Raw genomic sequence first — 16,842 nt, forward strand, 5'->3', positions numbered from 1 at the left:
GGCCAGAATTGTCGTTCGCCGCAAGCCGTTGGCAAGAGCAACGCCCCCGAATCAGATCCGCGTTCCTTCAGTCCGTCTATAGATCACAAGGAAAGGCAGTGAAACCCGCGGCATGAGCGGCAGCGCCCTCGCACAGGGAAATGTCAGGCCGGAACTCCCGATCGCCGGTTCGCCTGCGGTGCGGCGTCAGTCCGCCGGGCGCGCGGCCGAGCGTCCCTCGACCGGAATGTGGCCGGGGCCAGCCGGGCTCAGCACGGCGGTCAGGATCTCCGCTGCGGCCAGGGTTGCGATCACCGCGGGGCGCTTGTCGTGGAGCATCGCTCCGCCGATCGGGCAGACGAGACGGTCGGCAAGCGTAGCCGGCCCGCCCTCGCGGGAGAGCCAACTCCTGAAGGTCGCGCGTTTCGTCTTCGAACCGATCATGCCGACATAGGCGGCATCGTCCCGGCGCAATGCCTCGGCGGCGATCAGGAAGTCGAGCGCATGATCATGCGTCAGGACGACGAAGGCGCTGCCTTTCGGCGCTTCGCGGACCACCGCCTCGGGCACGGCCGTCAGGCGGGTCTCGACGCCGGGGATGCGCGCTGCGGCAAGCTCGTCGGCGCGGCCGTCCACGAGGATCGTGCGAACCGGGGCGAGCGACAGCGCAAGGGCGAGCGCGTTGCCCACATGCCCCGCACCGAACAGATGGACGGAAGGGCGGGCCGCGACCTCGCGGTCCCGCCGCTCGAGGAGGCGCGCGGCGAGCGCCGGGGTGACCGTTACGAAGACGAGCCGGACGCGCCCGCCGCAGCACTGGCCGATCTCCGGCCCGAGCGGAATGGTCAGCGGGGCGGCCGGCTGCCCCTGGCGCAGCGCCCGGCGGGCGTGGTCGATCGCCATGAATTCGAGCTGGCCGCCGCCGATGGTGGCGAAGGTGGCGGTCGCCGAGACGAGCATCCAGGCACCCGCCTCGCGCGGCGTCGAACCGTCCACCGCCGCCACCTCGACCAGCATGCAGCCGCCGTCTGCTTGCAGGAAGGCGCGGAGATCGTCGCAGGCGACAGGCATTGACCAGGTCCTTGTCCGGCCGGCCGGGCCCGTTGGGCGCCAGGACCGGTGAATTTGCACAAGGATGATAGTGCGCAACCACGATCGCGGACAACAAGGCGCTGCATTTTCATCCCGCATGCGCTATCGATCGGCAATCGCCACAGGCAGAACCGCAGCCGCAGGGAGACACGCATGACCGATCGAACCTATGTCGCGCCGAAGGGCGGCGCCCCCCTGCAGACGCAGCTGCTCACCGGCCGGGCCGTCTTCACCGAAGCCTATGCCGTCATCCCCAAGGGCGTGATGATGGACATCGTCACGAGCTTCCTGCCGTTCTGGACCGGCACCCGGCTCTGGGTGCTGTCGCGCCCGCTCTCCGGCTTCGCCGAAACCTTCTCGCAGTACATCATGGAGGTGGCGCCCGGCGGCGGCAGCGACCGGCCGGAGACCGATCCTGCGGCCGAGGGCGTGCTGTTCGTGATGGAGGGCGAGGTGACAGTCACGCTCGGCGGGCAGAGCCATGTGCTGACGCCCGGGGGCTATGCCTACCTGCCGCCCGCCAGCGGCTGGCGGCTTGCGAACGCCGGCGCGGATGCGGCCCGCTTCCACTGGATCCGCAAGGCCTACGAGAAGGTCGACGGGCTCGACGTTCCCGAACCGCTGTTCCTGAACGAAAAGGACATCGCGCCGGCGCCGATGCCGCATACGCAGGGAAAGTGGGCGACGACGCGCTTCGTCGATCCGTCCGACCTGCGCCACGACATGCACGTGACCATCGTCACGCTCGAGCCCGGCGCGGTCATCCCGTTTGCCGAGACGCATGTGATGGAGCACGGGCTCTACGTGCTCGAGGGCAAGGCGGTCTACCGGCTGAACCAGGACTGGGTGGAGGTCGAGGCCGGCGACTTCATGTGGCTGCGCGCCTTCTGCCCGCAGGCCTGCTACGCCGGCGGCCCGGGCAGCTTCCGCTACCTGCTCTACAAGGACGTCAACCGGCACATGAAGCTCTCGCGCTGACGCGACGCGGCAGTCATTCGGACGCCGCGCAAGGACCAAATGCGGCAGGCTCGGCAGCGGCTTGGAAAAAACGGCCCCTCGGCGACCGATTTGCCCGGCCTGCGGATTGCAACGGAAGCCTCGATCGGTAAAGATAAATTTATGGCGCGCAGCAAGCATCGATTTGCGGCCTGCGCTACACGCTATCCCCATTCACGAAGAGGTTCCGATTCGATTCGATATGTTTGCTGATGCCTGACAAGTTACTGCTTTTTCTCTTACTTCTTCCCTTTGTCGGCAGCATCGTGACTGCCTTCCTTTGGCGTACCGCCGCCCGAACGCTTCCAGCCTCGCTCGCAGGCGGCGTGGCACTGGGCGCCACGATCCTGACGGCCCTCTACTATCCCTCGGTGACCGCCGGCAAGGTCGTGCGCTTCGAGGTGCGCTGGCTGCCGGAACTCGGCCTGAACTTTACGCTCCGGATGGACGGCTTCGCCTGGCTTTTCGCCATGCTGGTGACGGGGATCGGCTTCCTGGTGACGGTCTATGCCCGCTACTACATGTCGGCGGAGGATCCGATCCCGCGGTTCTTCTCCTTCCTGCTCGCCTTCATGGGGGCGATGCTGGGCGTCGTGCTGTCCGGCAACATCATCCTGCTCTCGATCTTCTGGGAACTGACGAGCATCTTCTCGTTCCTTCTGATCGGCTACTGGTACCACAACGCCAATGCCCGCGACGGCGCCCGCATGGCGCTGACGATCACCGGCATCGGCGGTTTCTGCCTGCTGGTCGGCTTCCTGCTGATCGGCCACATCGTCGGCAGCTACGACCTCGACGAGGTGCTGGCGGCCGGCGCGGTCATCAAGGAACACCCGCTCTACCTGCCGGCGCTGATCCTGATCCTCATCGGCGCTTTAACGAAGAGCGCGCAGTTCCCGTTCCATTTCTGGCTGCCGAACGCGATGGCGGCGCCGACGCCGGTCTCCGCCTACCTGCATTCGGCGACGATGGTGAAGGCGGGCGTGTTCCTGCTCGTCCGCCTGTGGCCGGCGCTTTCGGGCACGTTCGAGTGGTTCTGGCTGGTCGGGTTTGCGGGGATCTCCACCCTCCTGCTCGGCGCCTACTTCGCGATCTTCCAGCGCGACCTCAAGGGGCTGCTCGCCTATTCGACCATCAGCCATCTCGGGCTGATCACGACGCTGCTCAGCCTCGGCAGCCCGCTGGCCGCGGTCGCGGCGATCTTCCACATGGTCAACCACGCCACCTTCAAAGCCTCGCTGTTCATGGCCGCCGGCATCATCGACCACGAGACCGGCACCCGCGACATGCAGAAGCTCTCCGGGCTGTTCCGCTTCATGCCCTACACGGCGACGCTCGCGATGGTCGCCTGCGCGGCGATGGCGGGCGTGCCGCTCCTGAACGGGTTTCTGTCGAAGGAGATGTTCTTCGCCGAAGCCGTCGAGACGCATGCGGATTCGGTCCTCGACCGGGCGCTGCCCTATATCGCGACGCTTGCCGGCGCCTTCAGCGTCGCCTATTCGATCCGCTTCATCCACACGGTGTTCTTCGGCCCGCCGCCGACCGACATCCCCAAGCCCAACCCGCACGAGCCGCCGCGCTGGATGCGCTTTCCCCTTGAGTTCCTGGTGTTCGCCTGCCTGATCGTCGGCATCGTGCCGTCGCTCTCCATCGGGCCGTTTCTCAGCACGGCGGTGATTTCGGTGCTCGGGCCCGACACGCCGCAATACAGCCTGCACGTCTGGCACGGCTTCAACCTGCCGCTCGCTATGAGCGTGATCGCGATGATCGGCGGCGCCGCGCTCTACTTCGCGCTGCACAACTACCTGGCCCATGCCGAGGATGGCCCGCCGGTCCTCCGGCACCTGCGCGGCCAGCGCATCTTCGAACGCATCCTCGTGACCGTGTCCTGGAAATGGGCGCGGTGGCTGGAGGCGAACCTCGGCACGCGGCGGCTGCAGCCGCAATTGCGGCTGGTGGCCGGCATCAGCTTCCTCTCGGCCTTCGTACCGCTCTACATCTCCGGCTTCGAAGCCAGGCTGCCGCCGCTTTCCGGGGTCGATCCCGCCTTTGCGATGATCTGGGTGATCGGCATGCTCTCGGCGCTGACGGCGGCGGTCGTCGCCAAGTATCACCGGCTTGCGGCGCTATTGATGATCGGCGGCGCGGGCATCGTCACCTGCGTGACCTTCGCCTGGCTGTCGGCGCCCGATCTCGCGATCACGCAGCTGCTCGTCGAGATCGTCACCACCGTGCTGCTGCTTCTCGGCCTGCGCTGGCTGCCGAAGCGCCTGGGCAAGGTCGATGACAGCACCACCTTCTCCGCACGGCTGCGGCGCCTGCGCGACTTTGCGATCGCCGTCGTCTGCGGCGTCGGCATGTCGGTGCTGGCCTATGCGGTGATGACGCTGCCGGTGCCCAACACCATCGCCAACTACTTCCTCGAGCACGCCTATACCGAAGGCGGCGGCCGGAACGTCGTCAACGTCATCCTGGTCGACTTCCGCGGCTTCGACACGCTCGGCGAGATCGCCGTCCTCGGCATCGTCGCGCTGACGGTCTTCGCGCTGCTGCGCCGCTTCCGCCCGGCGGCGGAGAGCATCGAGGTGCCCGAACAGCAGCGGATCCAGAACGCCTACGACCAGGACCAGCCGGAGCGGCAGGAGGGCGACACCGTGCGCGACTACCTGCTCGTGCCTTCGGTCGTGATGCAGTGGCTGTTCCCGGTCGTCATCACCTTTGCGATCTTCCTGTTCATGCGCGGCCACGACCTGCCGGGCGGCGGCTTTGCCGCGGGCATCACCATGGCGATCGCGTTCCTGCTGCAGTATCTCGGCGGCGGCACGCGCTGGGCGGAGGACCGGCTGCGGATCCTGCCGCTGCGCTGGATCGGCTTCGGGCTGCTCGTGGCGGTGGCGACGGGCGCGGGATCGTGGTTCTTCGGCTACCCCTTCCTGACGTCGCATTCGCAATACCTGACGCTGCCGCTGATCGGCAAGGTCCCTGCCGCCACCGCGCTGTTGTTCGATCTCGGCGTGTTCGGCCTGGTCGTCGGCGCGACCGTGCTGATCCTGATCGCCATCGCCCACCAGTCGATCCGAACCTACCGGGTCAAGACCGTGCCGAAAACGGAGGACGCCTGATGGAACTCATTCTCTCGCTCGGGATCGGCATCATGACGGGGTCCGGCGTGTGGCTGATCCTGCGGCCGCGCACCTATCAGGTCATCATCGGCCTGGCGCTTCTCTCCTATGCCGTCAATCTCTTCATCTTCGGGGTGGGCGGGCTGAAGGTGAACGCGCCGGCGATCCTCGCCGACGGCGTCCCCGTCTCCGACTATACCGACCCGGTGCCGCAGGCGCTGGTGCTAACGGCGATCGTGATCGGCTTCGCGACGACGGCGCTCTTCCTCGTGGTGCTGCTCGCCTCGCGCGGGCTCACCGGCACCGACCATGTCGACGGGCGAGAGCAATCGCAATGAGCCTCGCCCAGCATCTCATCGTCGCGCCGATCCTGATCCCGCTCGTCACGGGCGCCGTGCTGCTGCTGTTCGACGAGCGGCAGCGCACGCTGAAGGCCTTGATCGGGCTTGCCTCCACCGTCGCGATCTTTGCGGTGGCGGTCGCGCTGTTCCGGTTCGCCGGCCGTATCGACGGACCGGAGACCGCCCAGCAGGGGGTCTATCTCCTCGGCAACTGGGCCGCCCCGTTCGGCATCGTGCTCGTGGTCGACCGTCTCTCGGCGCTGATGCTGGTTTTGACTTCGACGCTGGCGGTTCCGGCGCTGATCTTTTCGATGGCGCGCTGGCACACCGCCGGTGCGCACTTCCACAGCCTGTTCCAGTTTCTGCTGATGGGGCTGAACGGCGCCTTCCTGACCGGCGACCTGTTCAACCTGTTCGTCTTCTTCGAGGTGATGCTCGCTGCGTCCTACGGCCTCCTGCTGCACGGTTCCGGGCTTCTGCGCGTCAAGGCCGGGCTGCACTACATCGCCGTCAACCTCGCCGCCGCGCTCCTGTTTCTGATCGGTGTCAGCCTGATCTACGGCGTGACCGGGACGCTGAACATGGCCGACCTCGCCGTGCGCGTCGCCACCGTCGGCGCCGAGCAGCGCATGCTGCTGGAGGCGGGCGCCGGCATTCTCGGGGTCGCCTTCCTGATCAAGGCCGGCATGTGGCCGCTGAACTTCTGGCTGCCGCCGGCCTATACGGCGGCCTCCGCCCCGGTCGCCGGCATCTTCGCCATCATGAGCAAGGTCGGCGTCTACGTCATCCTGCGGCTGACGCTGCTGGTCTTCGCAGAAGGCACGCCGTCCTCCGGCTTCGGGCTGCATGTGCTTCTGATCGGCGGGCTCGCCACGATCGCCTTCGGCGCCATCGGCGTTCTCGCCTCGCAGGCGCTCGGGCGGCTTGCCGGCTTCTCCGTGCTCGTCTCCTCCGGGACGCTGCTGACGGCGATCGGCCTCGGCAGCAGCGGCATCACCACGGGCGCGCTGTTCTATCTCGTCAGCTCGACGCTGACGATCAGCGCCTTCTTCATGCTGATCGAACTCGTCGAGCGCGGCCAGGATGCCGGCGCCAGCGTCCTTGCCGTGACGATGGAGGCCTATGGCGATGCGGACGCCGACGACGAGGAGGAAGAGGGCGGCGGCGGCTTCGCCATGCCCGGCACCATGGCGATGCTCGGCATCTGCTTTGCCGCCTGCGGTATCCTGCTCGCCGGCCTGCCGCCGCTGTCCGGCTTCGTCGCCAAGTTCGCCATGCTCTCGGCGATGCTGAACCCGGCGGGCGGCGAAAGCGCCGCATCGGTTCCGGGCTACATCTGGTTCGTCGTCTTCATGATCATCCTGTCCGGCCTTTCCGCCCTGATCGCCATGACGCGGTCGGGCATCCGCACGTTCTGGGCGTCGATGGAGGGCACGGAGCCGCGCGTGCTCGTCATCGAGATGGCGCCGGTGCTGATGCTGCTGCTCGCCTCGCTGATGCTGACCGTTCAGGCCGATCCGGTCATGCGCTACATGGACGCGACCACGGAGGCCCTCAGTGCCACACATCACTACGTGGATGCCGTGACGAACGCCCGCCGCGCCGGCGCGGCCGGCCCGCAGGTGCTGCCATGAGCGTGCTTCCCTACCCGCTCCTGTCGCTGTCGCTGGTGCTGATGTGGATGACGCTGAACAGCTTCACCATCGGCCACCTGATCCTCGGCGGCATCATCGCCACCTTCGCCTCCTGGGGGATGGCGGCGCTGCGGCCGCACAAGCCGCGCATCCGCCGCTGGCACCTTCTGCCCCATCTGATCGCCATCGTGCTCTACGACATCGTCCGCTCGAACTTCGCCGTCGTGTCGATCATCGTGACCGGACGCCGCCGCAGGCACAGGTCCGGCTTCATGACGATCCATCTGGAGGTGAAGGATCCGACCGCGCTCGCCATCCTGGCCGTGATCCTGACGAGCACGCCGGGCACGGCCTGGCTCGAGTACAACTCCTCCGACGGGTCGCTTCTGATGCACGTGCTCGACCTGGTCGAGGAGCAGGAATGGACCGACCTCGTCAAGAACCGCTATGAAAGGCTGCTGATGGAGATCTTCGAATGAGCGTCACCATCCTCTACTACGCGCTCACGGCGGCCCATGTGATACTGTCGATCGCGATGGCGCTGGCGCTGCTGCGGATGATCCGCGGACCGCGGGCCCAGGACCGGGTGCTCGGACTGGACACGCTCTACGTCAACTCCATGCTGCTGCTCTTGACCTTCGGCATCGGCAGCGGCCGGACCATCTACTTCGAGGCGGCGCTGATCATCGGCCTGCTCGGCTTCGTGGCGACGGTGGCGCTGGCGAAATTCCTGATGCGCGGGGAGGTGATCGAATGAGCCAGGCCGCCGACCTGCCACTGTGGGCGGCGATCGCCGTCTGCTTCTTCCTGCTCCTCGGCGCCACACTCGCGCTGATCGGCACGATCGGGCTGACGCGCCTTCCGAGCTTCTACGAACGCCTGCATGCGCCGACGCTCGGCACGAGCTGGGGGACGGGCGGCGTCGTCATGGCGTCGATGATCTTCTTCACCGTCACCGGCGCCCGTCCCGTCTTCCATGAAATTCTGATCGGCATCTTCGTGACGGTGACGACGCCGGTGACGCTGATGCTGCTCGCCCAGGCCGCGCTGCACAGGGACCGCGCGGAGGGCAACGCCAACGTGCCGCCCTCGGCGACCGCGGGAACGGCCTCCGGAAAGGACGCACCCGCCGCCGGTGCCGCCGATTGACGGGCAGTGCGTCCGACACCCCGCAGCCGCCGCCCGCCAGCGCCTCTGACCGGGTCAGACCACGATGCCGCGGACGAGATCGGATTCGCTGAAGACGAGGCCCGGCCGGAAGCCCTGCTTGACGAGAATCTCGCGGCGCGGGTGCTTGGACGTGACGACGGCCGCCGCATCGGCGATTTCGGCGGTCGGGTTTTCCGGCGTCGCGATGACCTCGATTGCCGGATCGAGCCCGAGTTCCTTCAGGACCCCTCCGACCGTCCGGACGTCCGGGAATGCGTCGAGCACGAGATAGCGCAGCCCGGAGACCGCGTTGACCTTGCGGGCGAGGATCTGGAGGCTGGCCATCAGCGGCAGCTGTTCCTTGAGCCTGAGAATATCCGGATGCTTGTCGAGGCCGGCGAGGCAGATGCGGGTGTAGAGCTCATAGGCCTTGATGAACTCCTTCCTGGCCGCCCAGAGCCGCATGGCGACGCTCATGCGGATCGCCGTGAACTCGCCGCAGGCCTGGGCCAGCTTGCTCCGCTTGTCGCCGGACAGGTCCAGCTGTCCGTGCCGCTCGGCCATGTAGATGAGGTACTCGATGCCGCCGCGGTAGCGATCCCAGGCGGTCATGGTCTCCTCGAGGCCCGCCTGGTCGCGGTTCTGCGCGACGGGGCTGTGGGTGACGGAGCGGTAGAACGGCTTGTCGAGGAAGGCGACCGCTCCGAGATCCAGCGCCTGGGCGATATAGGAAAAGGCCCAGTAGCAGAAGTCGCGCGGCACCATCACCGTGCGGAGCACGTCGGCGCGGTAGACCGCGATTTCCGGGAAGACGTGTCCCTCGAGGATGAAGCCCAGGAGCGGCCCGAACTTGCGCTGCTCGAACCGGCGGGGCTTGTCGACCGCATAGAAGAGCTTCTCGTCCTTGCCCATCACCGCGTCATGCAGGTACCAGGGTGCGTGGCAGACGGTCACGTCCGGGTTGGCGTCCAGGTATTCGATCGTCGCACGCAGCCCGTCGAAGATGAGCAGGTCGTCGTCGGCGAGATGCATCGCATACCGGCCGATGGCATTCTGGTAGGCGTTGAGCAGGTTCGGCCAGCCGCCACCATTCACCTCCCGCCGGAAATACCGGATCGGCAGGCCGAGCGCGCGGAACTCTTCCGCGACGGCACCGGTATCGTCGGGGGAGGCGTTGTCGGAGATCACCAGCTCGTAGGAAAAGCCCAGGTCCTTCTGCTCCAGGAAGCTCTCCAGCAGAAAGCGCAGATAGGGGGCGCGGTTGTAGGTCGGAATGCAGATGCTGAGCTTGACGTCGGTCATGCGTCGGTCTCCGGTGTGAAATAGGCGCAGGTCGCGTCCCTGTTGTTCATGGTGGTCGGGGCCATCGGCCAGGCGATCGCGAAGGCCGGATCGTCCCAGCGCACGCAGCGTGCGAGCTCGGGAACGTAGGCCGCCGACATCTGGTAGAAGACTTCGCAGTCGTCCTCGAGGGTGAGCAGCCCGTGGGCACAGCCCTCGGGAATGTAGAAGGCGTTTCTCCGCCGCCAGTCCAGCTCGACTGCGTCCCAGGCGAGATAGGTGCCAGAACCGGGGCGCAGGTCGACGGCGACGTCGAAGACCCGGCCGCGCGTGGCGCGCACCAGCTTGGCCTCCCCATGCGGGGCCGCCTGGTAGTGCAGGCCGCGCAGGGTGCCTCGCACGGCGCTGTAGGAGACGTTGCACTGCGGAAACCGGGTGACGAGGCCGTGTGACGCGAATGTCTCGGCGCAGAAGGTGCGCGCGAACAGGCCGCGCTCGTCGCCGTGGCCATCGACATCGATGAAGAATGCGCCTGCGATGCGGCTCGGGGCAAACCTCATGTCAGCACGGCGAGTTCTGGGACGGCGATGACGTAGCGTCCGCCCCAGGCCGAGATGTCGTTGTTCGCGACGATCTCGGCGCTGATGTTCCACGGCAGGATGAGCACGTAGTCGGGCTTCGTCTCGGCCAGCCTTTCGGGAGCATGGATGGGCAAGCGGCTGCCCGGGAGCAGATGGCCCTGCTTGTGGGGGCTGCGGTCGACGACATAGGCGATCAGGTCGGTGCCGATGCCGCAGAAATTCAGGAGCGTATTGCCCTTTGCCGCTGCCCCGTAGGCCGCAACGCTGCGGCCTTCCGCCTTCGCCTTGCGGAGGAAGGCGAGCAGTCCTTCCCGCACCGGGAGGATGGTCTGCTGGAAGGCGCGGTAGCGGGCGACATCGGCAAGCCCGGCCGCGCGCTCGTCGTTGCGGACCTTCTCGACCCCTTTGGTCGGCCTGTGGGCGGCGGAACTTCCGCGCGCTGCCGTTACCCGCAGGCTGCCGCCATGGGTCGGCAGTTCCTCGACGTCGACCACGACGAGCCCGTGCCTTGCCAGCACGTTCTCCACCGCGAGCAGCGAGAGATAGTAGAAATGCTCGTGGTAGATCGTATCGAACTGCACGTTCTCGATCAGCTGCAGCAGATGCGGGAACTCGAAGCTGACGACGCCGTCGGGCTTGAGGACGATCGCCATGCCGCCGACGAAATCGTTGATGTCCGGCACGTGGGCGAGAACGTTGTTGCCGACCACGAGATCGGCCAGCAGGCCTCTTTCGGCGAGGTCCGTCGCGGTCTCGCGGCCGAAGAAGCGGCATTCGGTCGGAACGCCCGCCTCGCGGGCCACCTTCGCGACGTTCTGCGCCGGCTCGATCCCGAGTGCGGGGATGCCGCGGGAAACGAAGTGGCGCAGCAGATAGCCGTCGTTGCTCGCGACCTCGATCACCTGCGCGCGCGCCGTCAGTCCGAAGCGCTCGATCGCCCCGTCGGCAAAGCGGCGGGCGTGCTCGACCCAGCTGTCGCTGAAGGAGGAGAAATAGGCATAGTCGCTGAAGATCTCCTGCGGCGAGGCGAAGGCCTCGGCCTGCACCAGCCAGCATTCGTCGCAGACGAAGGCCCGCAGCGGATAGGTCGCGTCGGGGGAGCCGGCGTCGGCAGGCTTGACGTAGGCGTTGGCCAGCGGCGTGACGCCCAGGTCGGCGAAGACATGGACGAGCGGGGCATTGCAGAAGCGGCACAGCCTGTCGGTCATGCAAGCAGTCCTTCGTATTCGGAGATCTGGCCGAGCGTGAACGCGCGCATGTCGGCGCCGGCCCGCCAGGCCTTGTACCAGGCGCAGGTCCAGTCGACGGTGCGGCGGAGATCGAGCCGCGGCCGCCAGCCGATCGTGGTCGCGGCCAGCGTCGAATCGAGCGTCAGCTGTGCGGCTTCCGGCGGATGGACGCCTTCGGCCCGCCGCCAGCCGCTGCCGGCGTCCCAGACGCGCGCGAGTTCTTCGGCAAGCTGCGAGACGGTCGCGACGTTGTTCGGGTCGGGACCGAAGTTCAGGGCGTCCAGCTGCGCCGCGGGGTCTTCGTGGAGGGCCTGCGCGAACATCAGATAGCCCGACAGCGGCTCCAGCACATGCTGCCAGGGGCGCGTCGCATCGGGGTAGCGCAAGCTCACCGCCTCACCGGCGCAGAAGGCGCGCACCATGTCGGGCACCAGCCGGTCCTCCGACCAGTCGCCGCCGCCGATGACGTTGCCGGAGCGCGCCGTCGCAAGGCCGATGCCCGCCCCGGCCATGAAGCTCTGGCGATAGCTGCGGCAGAGCAGCTCGACGCAGGCCTTGGAGTTGCTGTAGGGGTCCTTGCCGCCGAGCGCATCGCCCTCGCGGTAGGGCACCCCCGTTCCGGTCTCGGCGTAGACCTTGTCGGTGGTGATGACGAGAACCGTCTTCACCGGGCCTGCCGCCAGCACCGCGTCCAGGAGATTGACGGTGCCGGTCACGTTGACGGCATAGGTCTCGGCCGGCTGGCGATAGGAGCGCCGGACGAGCGCCTGGGCCGCAAGATGAAGCACGATCTCCGGCGCGAAGTCTTTCACACGGCGCTGGAGCTGCTGCGCGTCGCGGATGTCCACCGCGTGGTGGTGGCGGCCGTCCCATGGCCCGGCGAGCGTATAGATGGAGGGGGACTGGTCCGGATCGAGCGCAATTCCGCAGACCTCGGCGCCGAGGCGTTCGAGCCAGAGAGTGAGCCACGTTCCCTTGAAGCCGGTATGGCCGGTGACGAGGACCCGTTTTCCCTTCCAGAACGCCTTCAATTCCAGACCTTCCACGGTGCCCGGCCCGAGTTCCACAGGTCCTCCAGCATCATGCGCTCGCGCAGCGTGTCCATCGGCTGCCAGAAGCCGTCATGGCGGAAGGCTACCAGTTCGCGGCTCTCGACGAGCCTGGCCAGCGGATCGCCTTCCCAGACCGTCGCGTCGTCCTCGATGAGGTCGATGACGGAGGGATCGAGCACGAAGAAGCCGCCATTGATGCGCTGGCCGTCGCCGTGCGGCTTCTCGGTGAAGCGCGTCACGAGATCGCCCTCGATGTGGGCGGCACCGAAGCGCCCGGGCGGCGTCACCGCGCACATCGTCGCCTTGCGGCCGTGGGCGCGGTGGAAGGCGATCTCGGCTGTGATGTCGATGTCGCCGACGCCGTCGCCATAGGTCAGGCAGAACGGCTCGTTCGGGTTCAGGTATTCGCGAATGCGGCGGATGCGGCCGCCGGTCATGGAGTGGAGACCGGTATCGACGACCGTGACGCGCCAGGGCGGGCATTCGCGATGATGGTACTCGATCCTGTTCGTCCGCAGCTCGATCGACACGTCGCTGTGATGGAGGATCAGGTTAACGAAGTACTCCTTGATCATGTAGCTCTTGTAGCCGGCGCAGATGATGAAGTCCGTCAGCCCGTGATGGGAGTAGATATTCATGATGTGCCACAGGATCGGCTTTTCGCCGATTTCCACCAGCGGCTTGGGGCGCAGGATCGTTTCCTCTGCAAGGCGAGATCCAAGACCGCCGGCAAGTATGACAACTTTCATTTCAGACATCCGGCATGAGTTGGCACCAGGAACGCACCAACTCATTATTGATCCTATGTTGCGCGGACCTTGAGCGGCGGCAGGGCTCCTGCACGGCGGCCGGTCATTTCACCAGCCACGCGCCCGGCGCATTGGCCCAGGGGAAGCGGCTGAGCGGCTTGTCGATCTTGCGGCTGCGGGCAAATTCGTCCCAGGCCAGCGTCTCCCCCGGCCACTTGCTGGTCGCATATTCGTCGAGCACGAGCACGCCACCGGGCACGAGCCGATCCCAGCACTCCTCGAGGATGACCCGGGTCGGCTCGTAGATGTCGACGTCGAGGTTGAGAAGGCAGAAGCGGGCCTCCGAGTTCTCCTTCAGCCAGGCCGGCAGGGTCTTGCAGATATCGCCCTTGACGATGCTGCCGCGGTTGGCGGGGATGACCGAGTCGGCATTGTGGAGGGCGAGCAGCGCCTGGAACTCCTCCAGGAAGCTCTCGGAGCTCAGACCGCCCACTTCCTTCTGGATGCTGCCGTCGGTCTTGCCGTCCTCGTCCGCCAGACCGGGAAATCCCTCGAAACTGTCGAAGCCGATCACCTTCTTGTGGGTGGCCGTCGGCGTGAAGGTCTCCAGGAACTTGTGCCAGCTGAAGAACGACTTGCCGAAATAGACGCCGAAATCGGCATAGTGACCGGGAAGGTCGATGGTCAGCTTGAAGAGCTCGTAGTGGGCAAGCTGCCGGATGAAGGAACGGCGGCTCGCATAGACCGGGAAGAGGTCGAGGTAGTGCCGGACATCGTGCGGCCACTTCGCGATCAGTTCCTCGAGCTTCCTGAAGAAGCCGTCCTCGCCTGCCGAGGGGTAGTAGAATGTATCGGACGCCATCATTTGTCTCCGTTTTCCCTTTAGCCGGCCATCGGGTCAGATGCGGCGCAGAAAGCCATCCGCCGAGGCGGTGATGACGATCTTGTGTTCAATGGTCTTGTCGGTCGCAAACTGAAGCTTCGCGCCGTCGGCAGCGGTCCGGCCCTCGCCGGAAAGCCGCTTCAGATATTCCCAGACGGCGGTCTTCGGATTGTCGCCCTTGCCCCAGGGGCGATTGGCGCACATCTCGTCCGGCAGGTCCTCCACGCCGGTGTCCCAGACGACGCAGTAGGAGCCCTTGGACGTCAGCGGCGCATAGAGCTCCAGTTCCGCCAGCACGTGCTCATGGGTGTGGTTGGAATCGAGGAACACCATGATGCGCTCATAGCCCTCGGCATGGGCCCTGACCTTTTCGAACACCTCGGGCGCGATCGACGAACCCTCGACGGTCTTGATCTTGTGGGCGAGCGGATGCGCCTCGATGCCGGCGCGATTGTGGGCGCGGATGTCGATGTCGACGCCCACGACCTTGCGGCGGCTCGCCTTCGGGTCGAGCACCGTGCCGGCGGCGACGGCGTCGCAGTAGTCCAGCATGGCCAGCATCGAGGCGCTGAGCACGAGCGAGCCGCCATGGGCGATGCCAGTCTCGATGATCAGGTCGGGGCGGCAGGTCCAGATCAGTTCCTGGATCGCGTAGACGTCCTGCGGGACCTGGATGACCGGCCTGCCGAGCCAGGTGAAATTCTGCGCATAGTTGTGACGTATGGCCTCTCTCACCCAGATGCTGGACAGGCCGAGAAAGGCCGTATCCTTGCCAATGCCTTCAATGTTTTTGCTGACGTATGCAGCGAACTGGGCTTCTGCCGACATGTTTCTTTCGGTCCTGGGTTCAGTTGAGACGAGTGCAGTGTATGTCCCACCATTGGGTTCGCGGGGCGAGACGATTGCCGCCAAAGTCGCGGACGGTCCTGCTGTAGAGGTCGACCATGTCGTCATATGACATCCACGGCCCTTCGATGTCGGGGCCGAGCGGGCCGGAGGAGCCCGGCGCGAAGACATGGCCGAGGCGGACGTCCGTCAGCGTGGGCACGGTCGACTGGTCGAGCAGCTTGAAGCCGTCGTAGCCGCACGCAAAGAGCGTCTTCATGTATTCAAAGCCGAAGCGGCAGTCTTCGACGCTGACGAATTTCGGCAGGTGGGACACGCTCAGGAGTTGATCCAGCACGACATGGTCCACGCCCTCGACATCAATCTTGAGGTAGTGGGGTACGGCATACTCGTCGAAGAGCTCGGGCAGCGTCACGCAGCGGACGGTGATCTCCCGGCACGCACTGTTGTCCCGTCCGGCCCAGCCGATATCGATGCTGCTCCAGTGGTCGTTCTGCAGATTGACAAAGAAATTCGTCTCGCCCGACGTCTCCCAGACGGCCGCATTTACGATCTTCAGCCGGCCATCAGCCACGGCTTGAGAAAAACGCTTCGAGGCCCGTTCGCAAAGGGCGGGGTTGGCCTCCACGGCGACAACATCGTAGCCGAGCCGCAGGTAATAGTCCGTATCGTCGCCATTGTTCATGCCGAGATCGAAGATGAAGCCGCTGTCCTGCGCAAATCTGGTCATGGCGAAACTTTCCGTTCACGCGGTATCGCATAGACCACCGCGCCCGTTCCGCACCAGCTGTGCAGCCGCATCAGGAAGCGGTAGTCGTCGAGATGCTCCATCAGCCAGGCCGGCGTGCGCCAGATGCCGTCGGCATTGTGATAGGTCGTGACGGCGAGAACGGGCCGGCTGGAGCGGATCGTCTCAAGGCCGCCGCGCAGGGCGTCGAGTTCACCGCCCTCGAGGTGGAGCTTCACGAAATCGGGGAGGAGGCCGAAGCTGTCGAGCGTCCGCGACGTCACGATGCGGCTGCCGGTCTCGGAAAACTGGGAGGCATAGCCGAGGCCATCGTGGAACGTCCGCCGGCGCTCGACCGCGTCGAGCGCGTGCGGCTCGAGGCGGACACGCGCCGCGACCTCGCGCGAAAGCTGCGACTGCATGCGGCCAAATGCTGCGAAATGGTTCTCGTCCGGCTCGAAGGCCACGATCGCGGCGAGATCGGCGCCGGCCTTCGCCACGAAGCGCTCGATGACGCCGCCCCGGTGCGCGCCGCCGTCGACGAAGACGCGGACGCCTTCGAGATGCGGCTCGACCTCGGGGATGAAGAAGCGGTTGTCCCCGGTCACCGGGGCGCCGTCGAAGGTCCACTCTTCCCGCAGCCGCCGCCAGGCGAGGAACTGCAGGTGGTGGGCGCGCGACAGATCGTCGTCCCAGCCGTCCAGCACGGTCGCAGTGCTCTGCAGCTCCCCGGTCGGCAGAGGTTCGGCGAACCAGCCGTTCGAAAGCGGATGACGATGGCGCTGGCTCTCGGCAAGGTCGTAGAAGGGCACGATGTCCGACCAGCCTTCGGCGGCCAGATGATCGCCGATCGCGCAGAAGGGCGCCGTCGCGATGCAGACCGCGAGCTGCGCCGTCTCCTTGAACTCGGCCGGAACCTCCGCGGGCTCGACCAGCCGGACGCCCGCCCAGAAGGGATCGCTGCGCAGGCGCGCGGCATCGCGATCCACGACGAGCGCGACGTCCACGCCGACCGTTCGCAGGTGATCGAACGCCAACCGGCCGAGGTCGCCGGCTCCATAGAGCGCGAGCGGGGCGCGGGGGTGGCGCGGGGCGCTGCGGCAGACGCCGTCGTTGATGCGCGCCAACAATGCGCGCGCCGCCGGACATCCCGGCAGTTCCGGAAAATTGCGACCGCGACA

17 protein-coding genes are annotated in these 16,842 nt (G+C 66.4%); 7 read left to right on the forward strand and 10 right to left on the reverse strand.

Annotated features, from left to right (window positions below; all coding sequences use genetic code 11):
- Positions 1 to 186 precede the first annotated feature (186 nt).
- Entirely contained in the window at positions 187 to 1,050 is an 864-nt protein-coding gene (xdhC, locus tag P0086_RS07640; protein ID WP_275784203.1) for a xanthine dehydrogenase accessory protein XdhC, read from the reverse strand.
- Positions 1,051 to 1,224: 174 nt separating this feature from the next.
- Between xdhC and P0086_RS07645 the strand changes: the two genes are divergently transcribed.
- From P0086_RS07645 to mnhG, 7 genes are all read left to right on the forward strand, one after another.
- Positions 1,225 to 2,049, forward strand: a complete 825-nt coding sequence (locus P0086_RS07645) for a bifunctional allantoicase/(S)-ureidoglycine aminohydrolase (protein ID WP_112597880.1) — start codon at positions 1,225 to 1,227, stop codon at positions 2,047 to 2,049.
- A gap of 224 nt (positions 2,050 to 2,273) precedes the next feature.
- Complete coding sequence (locus tag P0086_RS07650) at positions 2,274 to 5,189, forward strand: monovalent cation/H+ antiporter subunit A (protein WP_275784207.1); 2,916 nt, start codon at positions 2,274 to 2,276, stop codon at positions 5,187 to 5,189.
- Positions 5,189 to 5,527, forward strand: coding sequence for a Na+/H+ antiporter subunit C (locus P0086_RS07655; RefSeq protein ID WP_112597884.1), 339 nt, complete (start codon positions 5,189 to 5,191; stop codon positions 5,525 to 5,527). Before P0086_RS07650 ends, P0086_RS07655 begins: the two co-directional genes overlap by 1 nt.
- Complete coding sequence (locus tag P0086_RS07660) at positions 5,524 to 7,164, forward strand: monovalent cation/H+ antiporter subunit D (protein ID WP_275784211.1); 1,641 nt, start codon at positions 5,524 to 5,526, stop codon at positions 7,162 to 7,164. The genes P0086_RS07655 and P0086_RS07660 overlap by 4 nt, the downstream gene beginning before the upstream one ends.
- Entirely contained in the window at positions 7,161 to 7,643 is a 483-nt protein-coding gene (locus P0086_RS07665) for a Na+/H+ antiporter subunit E (protein ID WP_275784215.1), read from the forward strand. Before P0086_RS07660 ends, P0086_RS07665 begins: the two co-directional genes overlap by 4 nt.
- Positions 7,640 to 7,921, forward strand: a complete 282-nt coding sequence (locus P0086_RS07670) for a K+/H+ antiporter subunit F (RefSeq protein WP_112597890.1) — start codon at positions 7,640 to 7,642, stop codon at positions 7,919 to 7,921. The genes P0086_RS07665 and P0086_RS07670 overlap by 4 nt, the downstream gene beginning before the upstream one ends.
- Positions 7,918 to 8,313 carry a monovalent cation/H(+) antiporter subunit G gene (mnhG, locus tag P0086_RS07675; protein WP_112597892.1) on the forward strand — a complete coding sequence of 132 codons (396 nt, stop codon included), beginning with the start codon at positions 7,918 to 7,920 and terminating at the stop codon, positions 8,311 to 8,313. Before P0086_RS07670 ends, mnhG begins: the two co-directional genes overlap by 4 nt.
- 54 nt (positions 8,314 to 8,367) lie before the next feature.
- Here the strand turns inward: mnhG and P0086_RS07680 are convergent, their stop codons facing one another.
- From P0086_RS07680 to P0086_RS07720, 9 genes are all read right to left on the reverse strand, one after another.
- Positions 8,368 to 9,615, reverse strand: coding sequence for a glycosyltransferase family 2 protein (locus P0086_RS07680; RefSeq protein ID WP_275784220.1), 1,248 nt, complete (start codon positions 9,613 to 9,615; stop codon positions 8,368 to 8,370).
- Positions 9,612 to 10,154: a dTDP-4-dehydrorhamnose 3,5-epimerase gene (gene rfbC, locus P0086_RS07685; protein ID WP_275784223.1), complete on the reverse strand. Its 543-nt coding sequence runs from the start codon at positions 10,152 to 10,154 to the stop codon at positions 9,612 to 9,614. The genes P0086_RS07680 and rfbC overlap by 4 nt, the downstream gene beginning before the upstream one ends.
- Entirely contained in the window at positions 10,151 to 11,383 is a 1,233-nt protein-coding gene (locus tag P0086_RS07690; protein WP_275784225.1) for a class I SAM-dependent methyltransferase, read from the reverse strand. The genes rfbC and P0086_RS07690 overlap by 4 nt, the downstream gene beginning before the upstream one ends.
- Complete coding sequence (gene rfbG, locus P0086_RS07695) at positions 11,380 to 12,441, reverse strand: CDP-glucose 4,6-dehydratase (protein ID WP_275784443.1); 1,062 nt, start codon at positions 12,439 to 12,441, stop codon at positions 11,380 to 11,382. Before rfbG ends, P0086_RS07690 begins: the two co-directional genes overlap by 4 nt.
- Positions 12,432 to 13,205, reverse strand: a complete 774-nt coding sequence (gene rfbF, locus P0086_RS07700) for a glucose-1-phosphate cytidylyltransferase (protein ID WP_112597900.1) — start codon at positions 13,203 to 13,205, stop codon at positions 12,432 to 12,434. The genes rfbG and rfbF overlap by 10 nt, the downstream gene beginning before the upstream one ends.
- Before the next feature lie 103 nt (positions 13,206 to 13,308).
- Positions 13,309 to 14,067: a TylF/MycF/NovP-related O-methyltransferase gene (locus P0086_RS07705; protein WP_275784228.1), complete on the reverse strand. Its 759-nt coding sequence runs from the start codon at positions 14,065 to 14,067 to the stop codon at positions 13,309 to 13,311.
- A gap of 36 nt (positions 14,068 to 14,103) precedes the next feature.
- A complete protein-coding gene (locus tag P0086_RS07710) occupies positions 14,104 to 14,916 on the reverse strand; it encodes a cephalosporin hydroxylase family protein (protein ID WP_275784232.1) in 813 nt (270 codons plus the stop codon).
- Between the two features lie 19 nt (positions 14,917 to 14,935).
- On the reverse strand, positions 14,936 to 15,664 hold the full coding sequence (locus tag P0086_RS07715; RefSeq protein WP_275784234.1) for an FkbM family methyltransferase: 729 nt from the start codon (positions 15,662 to 15,664) through the stop codon (positions 14,936 to 14,938).
- Positions 15,661 to 16,791 (reverse strand): FkbM family methyltransferase, encoded by a 1,131-nt coding sequence (locus P0086_RS07720; RefSeq protein ID WP_275784237.1) that lies wholly within the window; start codon positions 16,789 to 16,791, stop codon positions 15,661 to 15,663. The genes P0086_RS07715 and P0086_RS07720 overlap by 4 nt, the downstream gene beginning before the upstream one ends.
- Between the last annotated feature and the right edge of the window lie 51 nt (positions 16,792 to 16,842).

It is taken from the genome of Mycoplana sp. MJR14 (assembly GCF_029210525.1).
Lineage (GTDB): Bacteria > Pseudomonadota > Alphaproteobacteria > Rhizobiales > Rhizobiaceae > Mycoplana.

Bases quoted from the DNA above. Each gene is read 5' to 3' on its own strand.
- xdhC (WP_275784203.1), bottom strand. From the start codon at position 1,050: ATGCCTGTCGCCTGCGACGATCTCCGCGCCTTCCTGCAAGCAGACGGC.
- P0086_RS07645 (WP_112597880.1), top strand. From the start codon at position 1,225: ATGACCGATCGAACCTATGTCGCGCCGAAGGGCGGCGCCCCCCTGCAG.
- P0086_RS07655 (WP_112597884.1), top strand. From the start codon at position 5,189: ATGGAACTCATTCTCTCGCTCGGGATCGGCATCATGACGGGGTCCGGC.
- P0086_RS07660 (WP_275784211.1), top strand. From the start codon at position 5,524: ATGAGCCTCGCCCAGCATCTCATCGTCGCGCCGATCCTGATCCCGCTC.
- P0086_RS07665 (WP_275784215.1), top strand. From the start codon at position 7,161: ATGAGCGTGCTTCCCTACCCGCTCCTGTCGCTGTCGCTGGTGCTGATG.
- P0086_RS07670 (WP_112597890.1), top strand. From the start codon at position 7,640: ATGAGCGTCACCATCCTCTACTACGCGCTCACGGCGGCCCATGTGATA.
- mnhG (WP_112597892.1), top strand. From the start codon at position 7,918: ATGAGCCAGGCCGCCGACCTGCCACTGTGGGCGGCGATCGCCGTCTGC.
- P0086_RS07680 (WP_275784220.1), bottom strand. From the start codon at position 9,615: ATGACCGACGTCAAGCTCAGCATCTGCATTCCGACCTACAACCGCGCC.
- rfbC (WP_275784223.1), bottom strand. From the start codon at position 10,154: ATGAGGTTTGCCCCGAGCCGCATCGCAGGCGCATTCTTCATCGATGTC.
- P0086_RS07690 (WP_275784225.1), bottom strand. From the start codon at position 11,383: ATGACCGACAGGCTGTGCCGCTTCTGCAATGCCCCGCTCGTCCATGTC.
- rfbF (WP_112597900.1), bottom strand. From the start codon at position 13,205: ATGAAAGTTGTCATACTTGCCGGCGGTCTTGGATCTCGCCTTGCAGAG.
- P0086_RS07705 (WP_275784228.1), bottom strand. From the start codon at position 14,067: ATGGCGTCCGATACATTCTACTACCCCTCGGCAGGCGAGGACGGCTTC.
- P0086_RS07710 (WP_275784232.1), bottom strand. From the start codon at position 14,916: ATGTCGGCAGAAGCCCAGTTCGCTGCATACGTCAGCAAAAACATTGAA.
- P0086_RS07715 (WP_275784234.1), bottom strand. From the start codon at position 15,664: ATGACCAGATTTGCGCAGGACAGCGGCTTCATCTTCGATCTCGGCATG.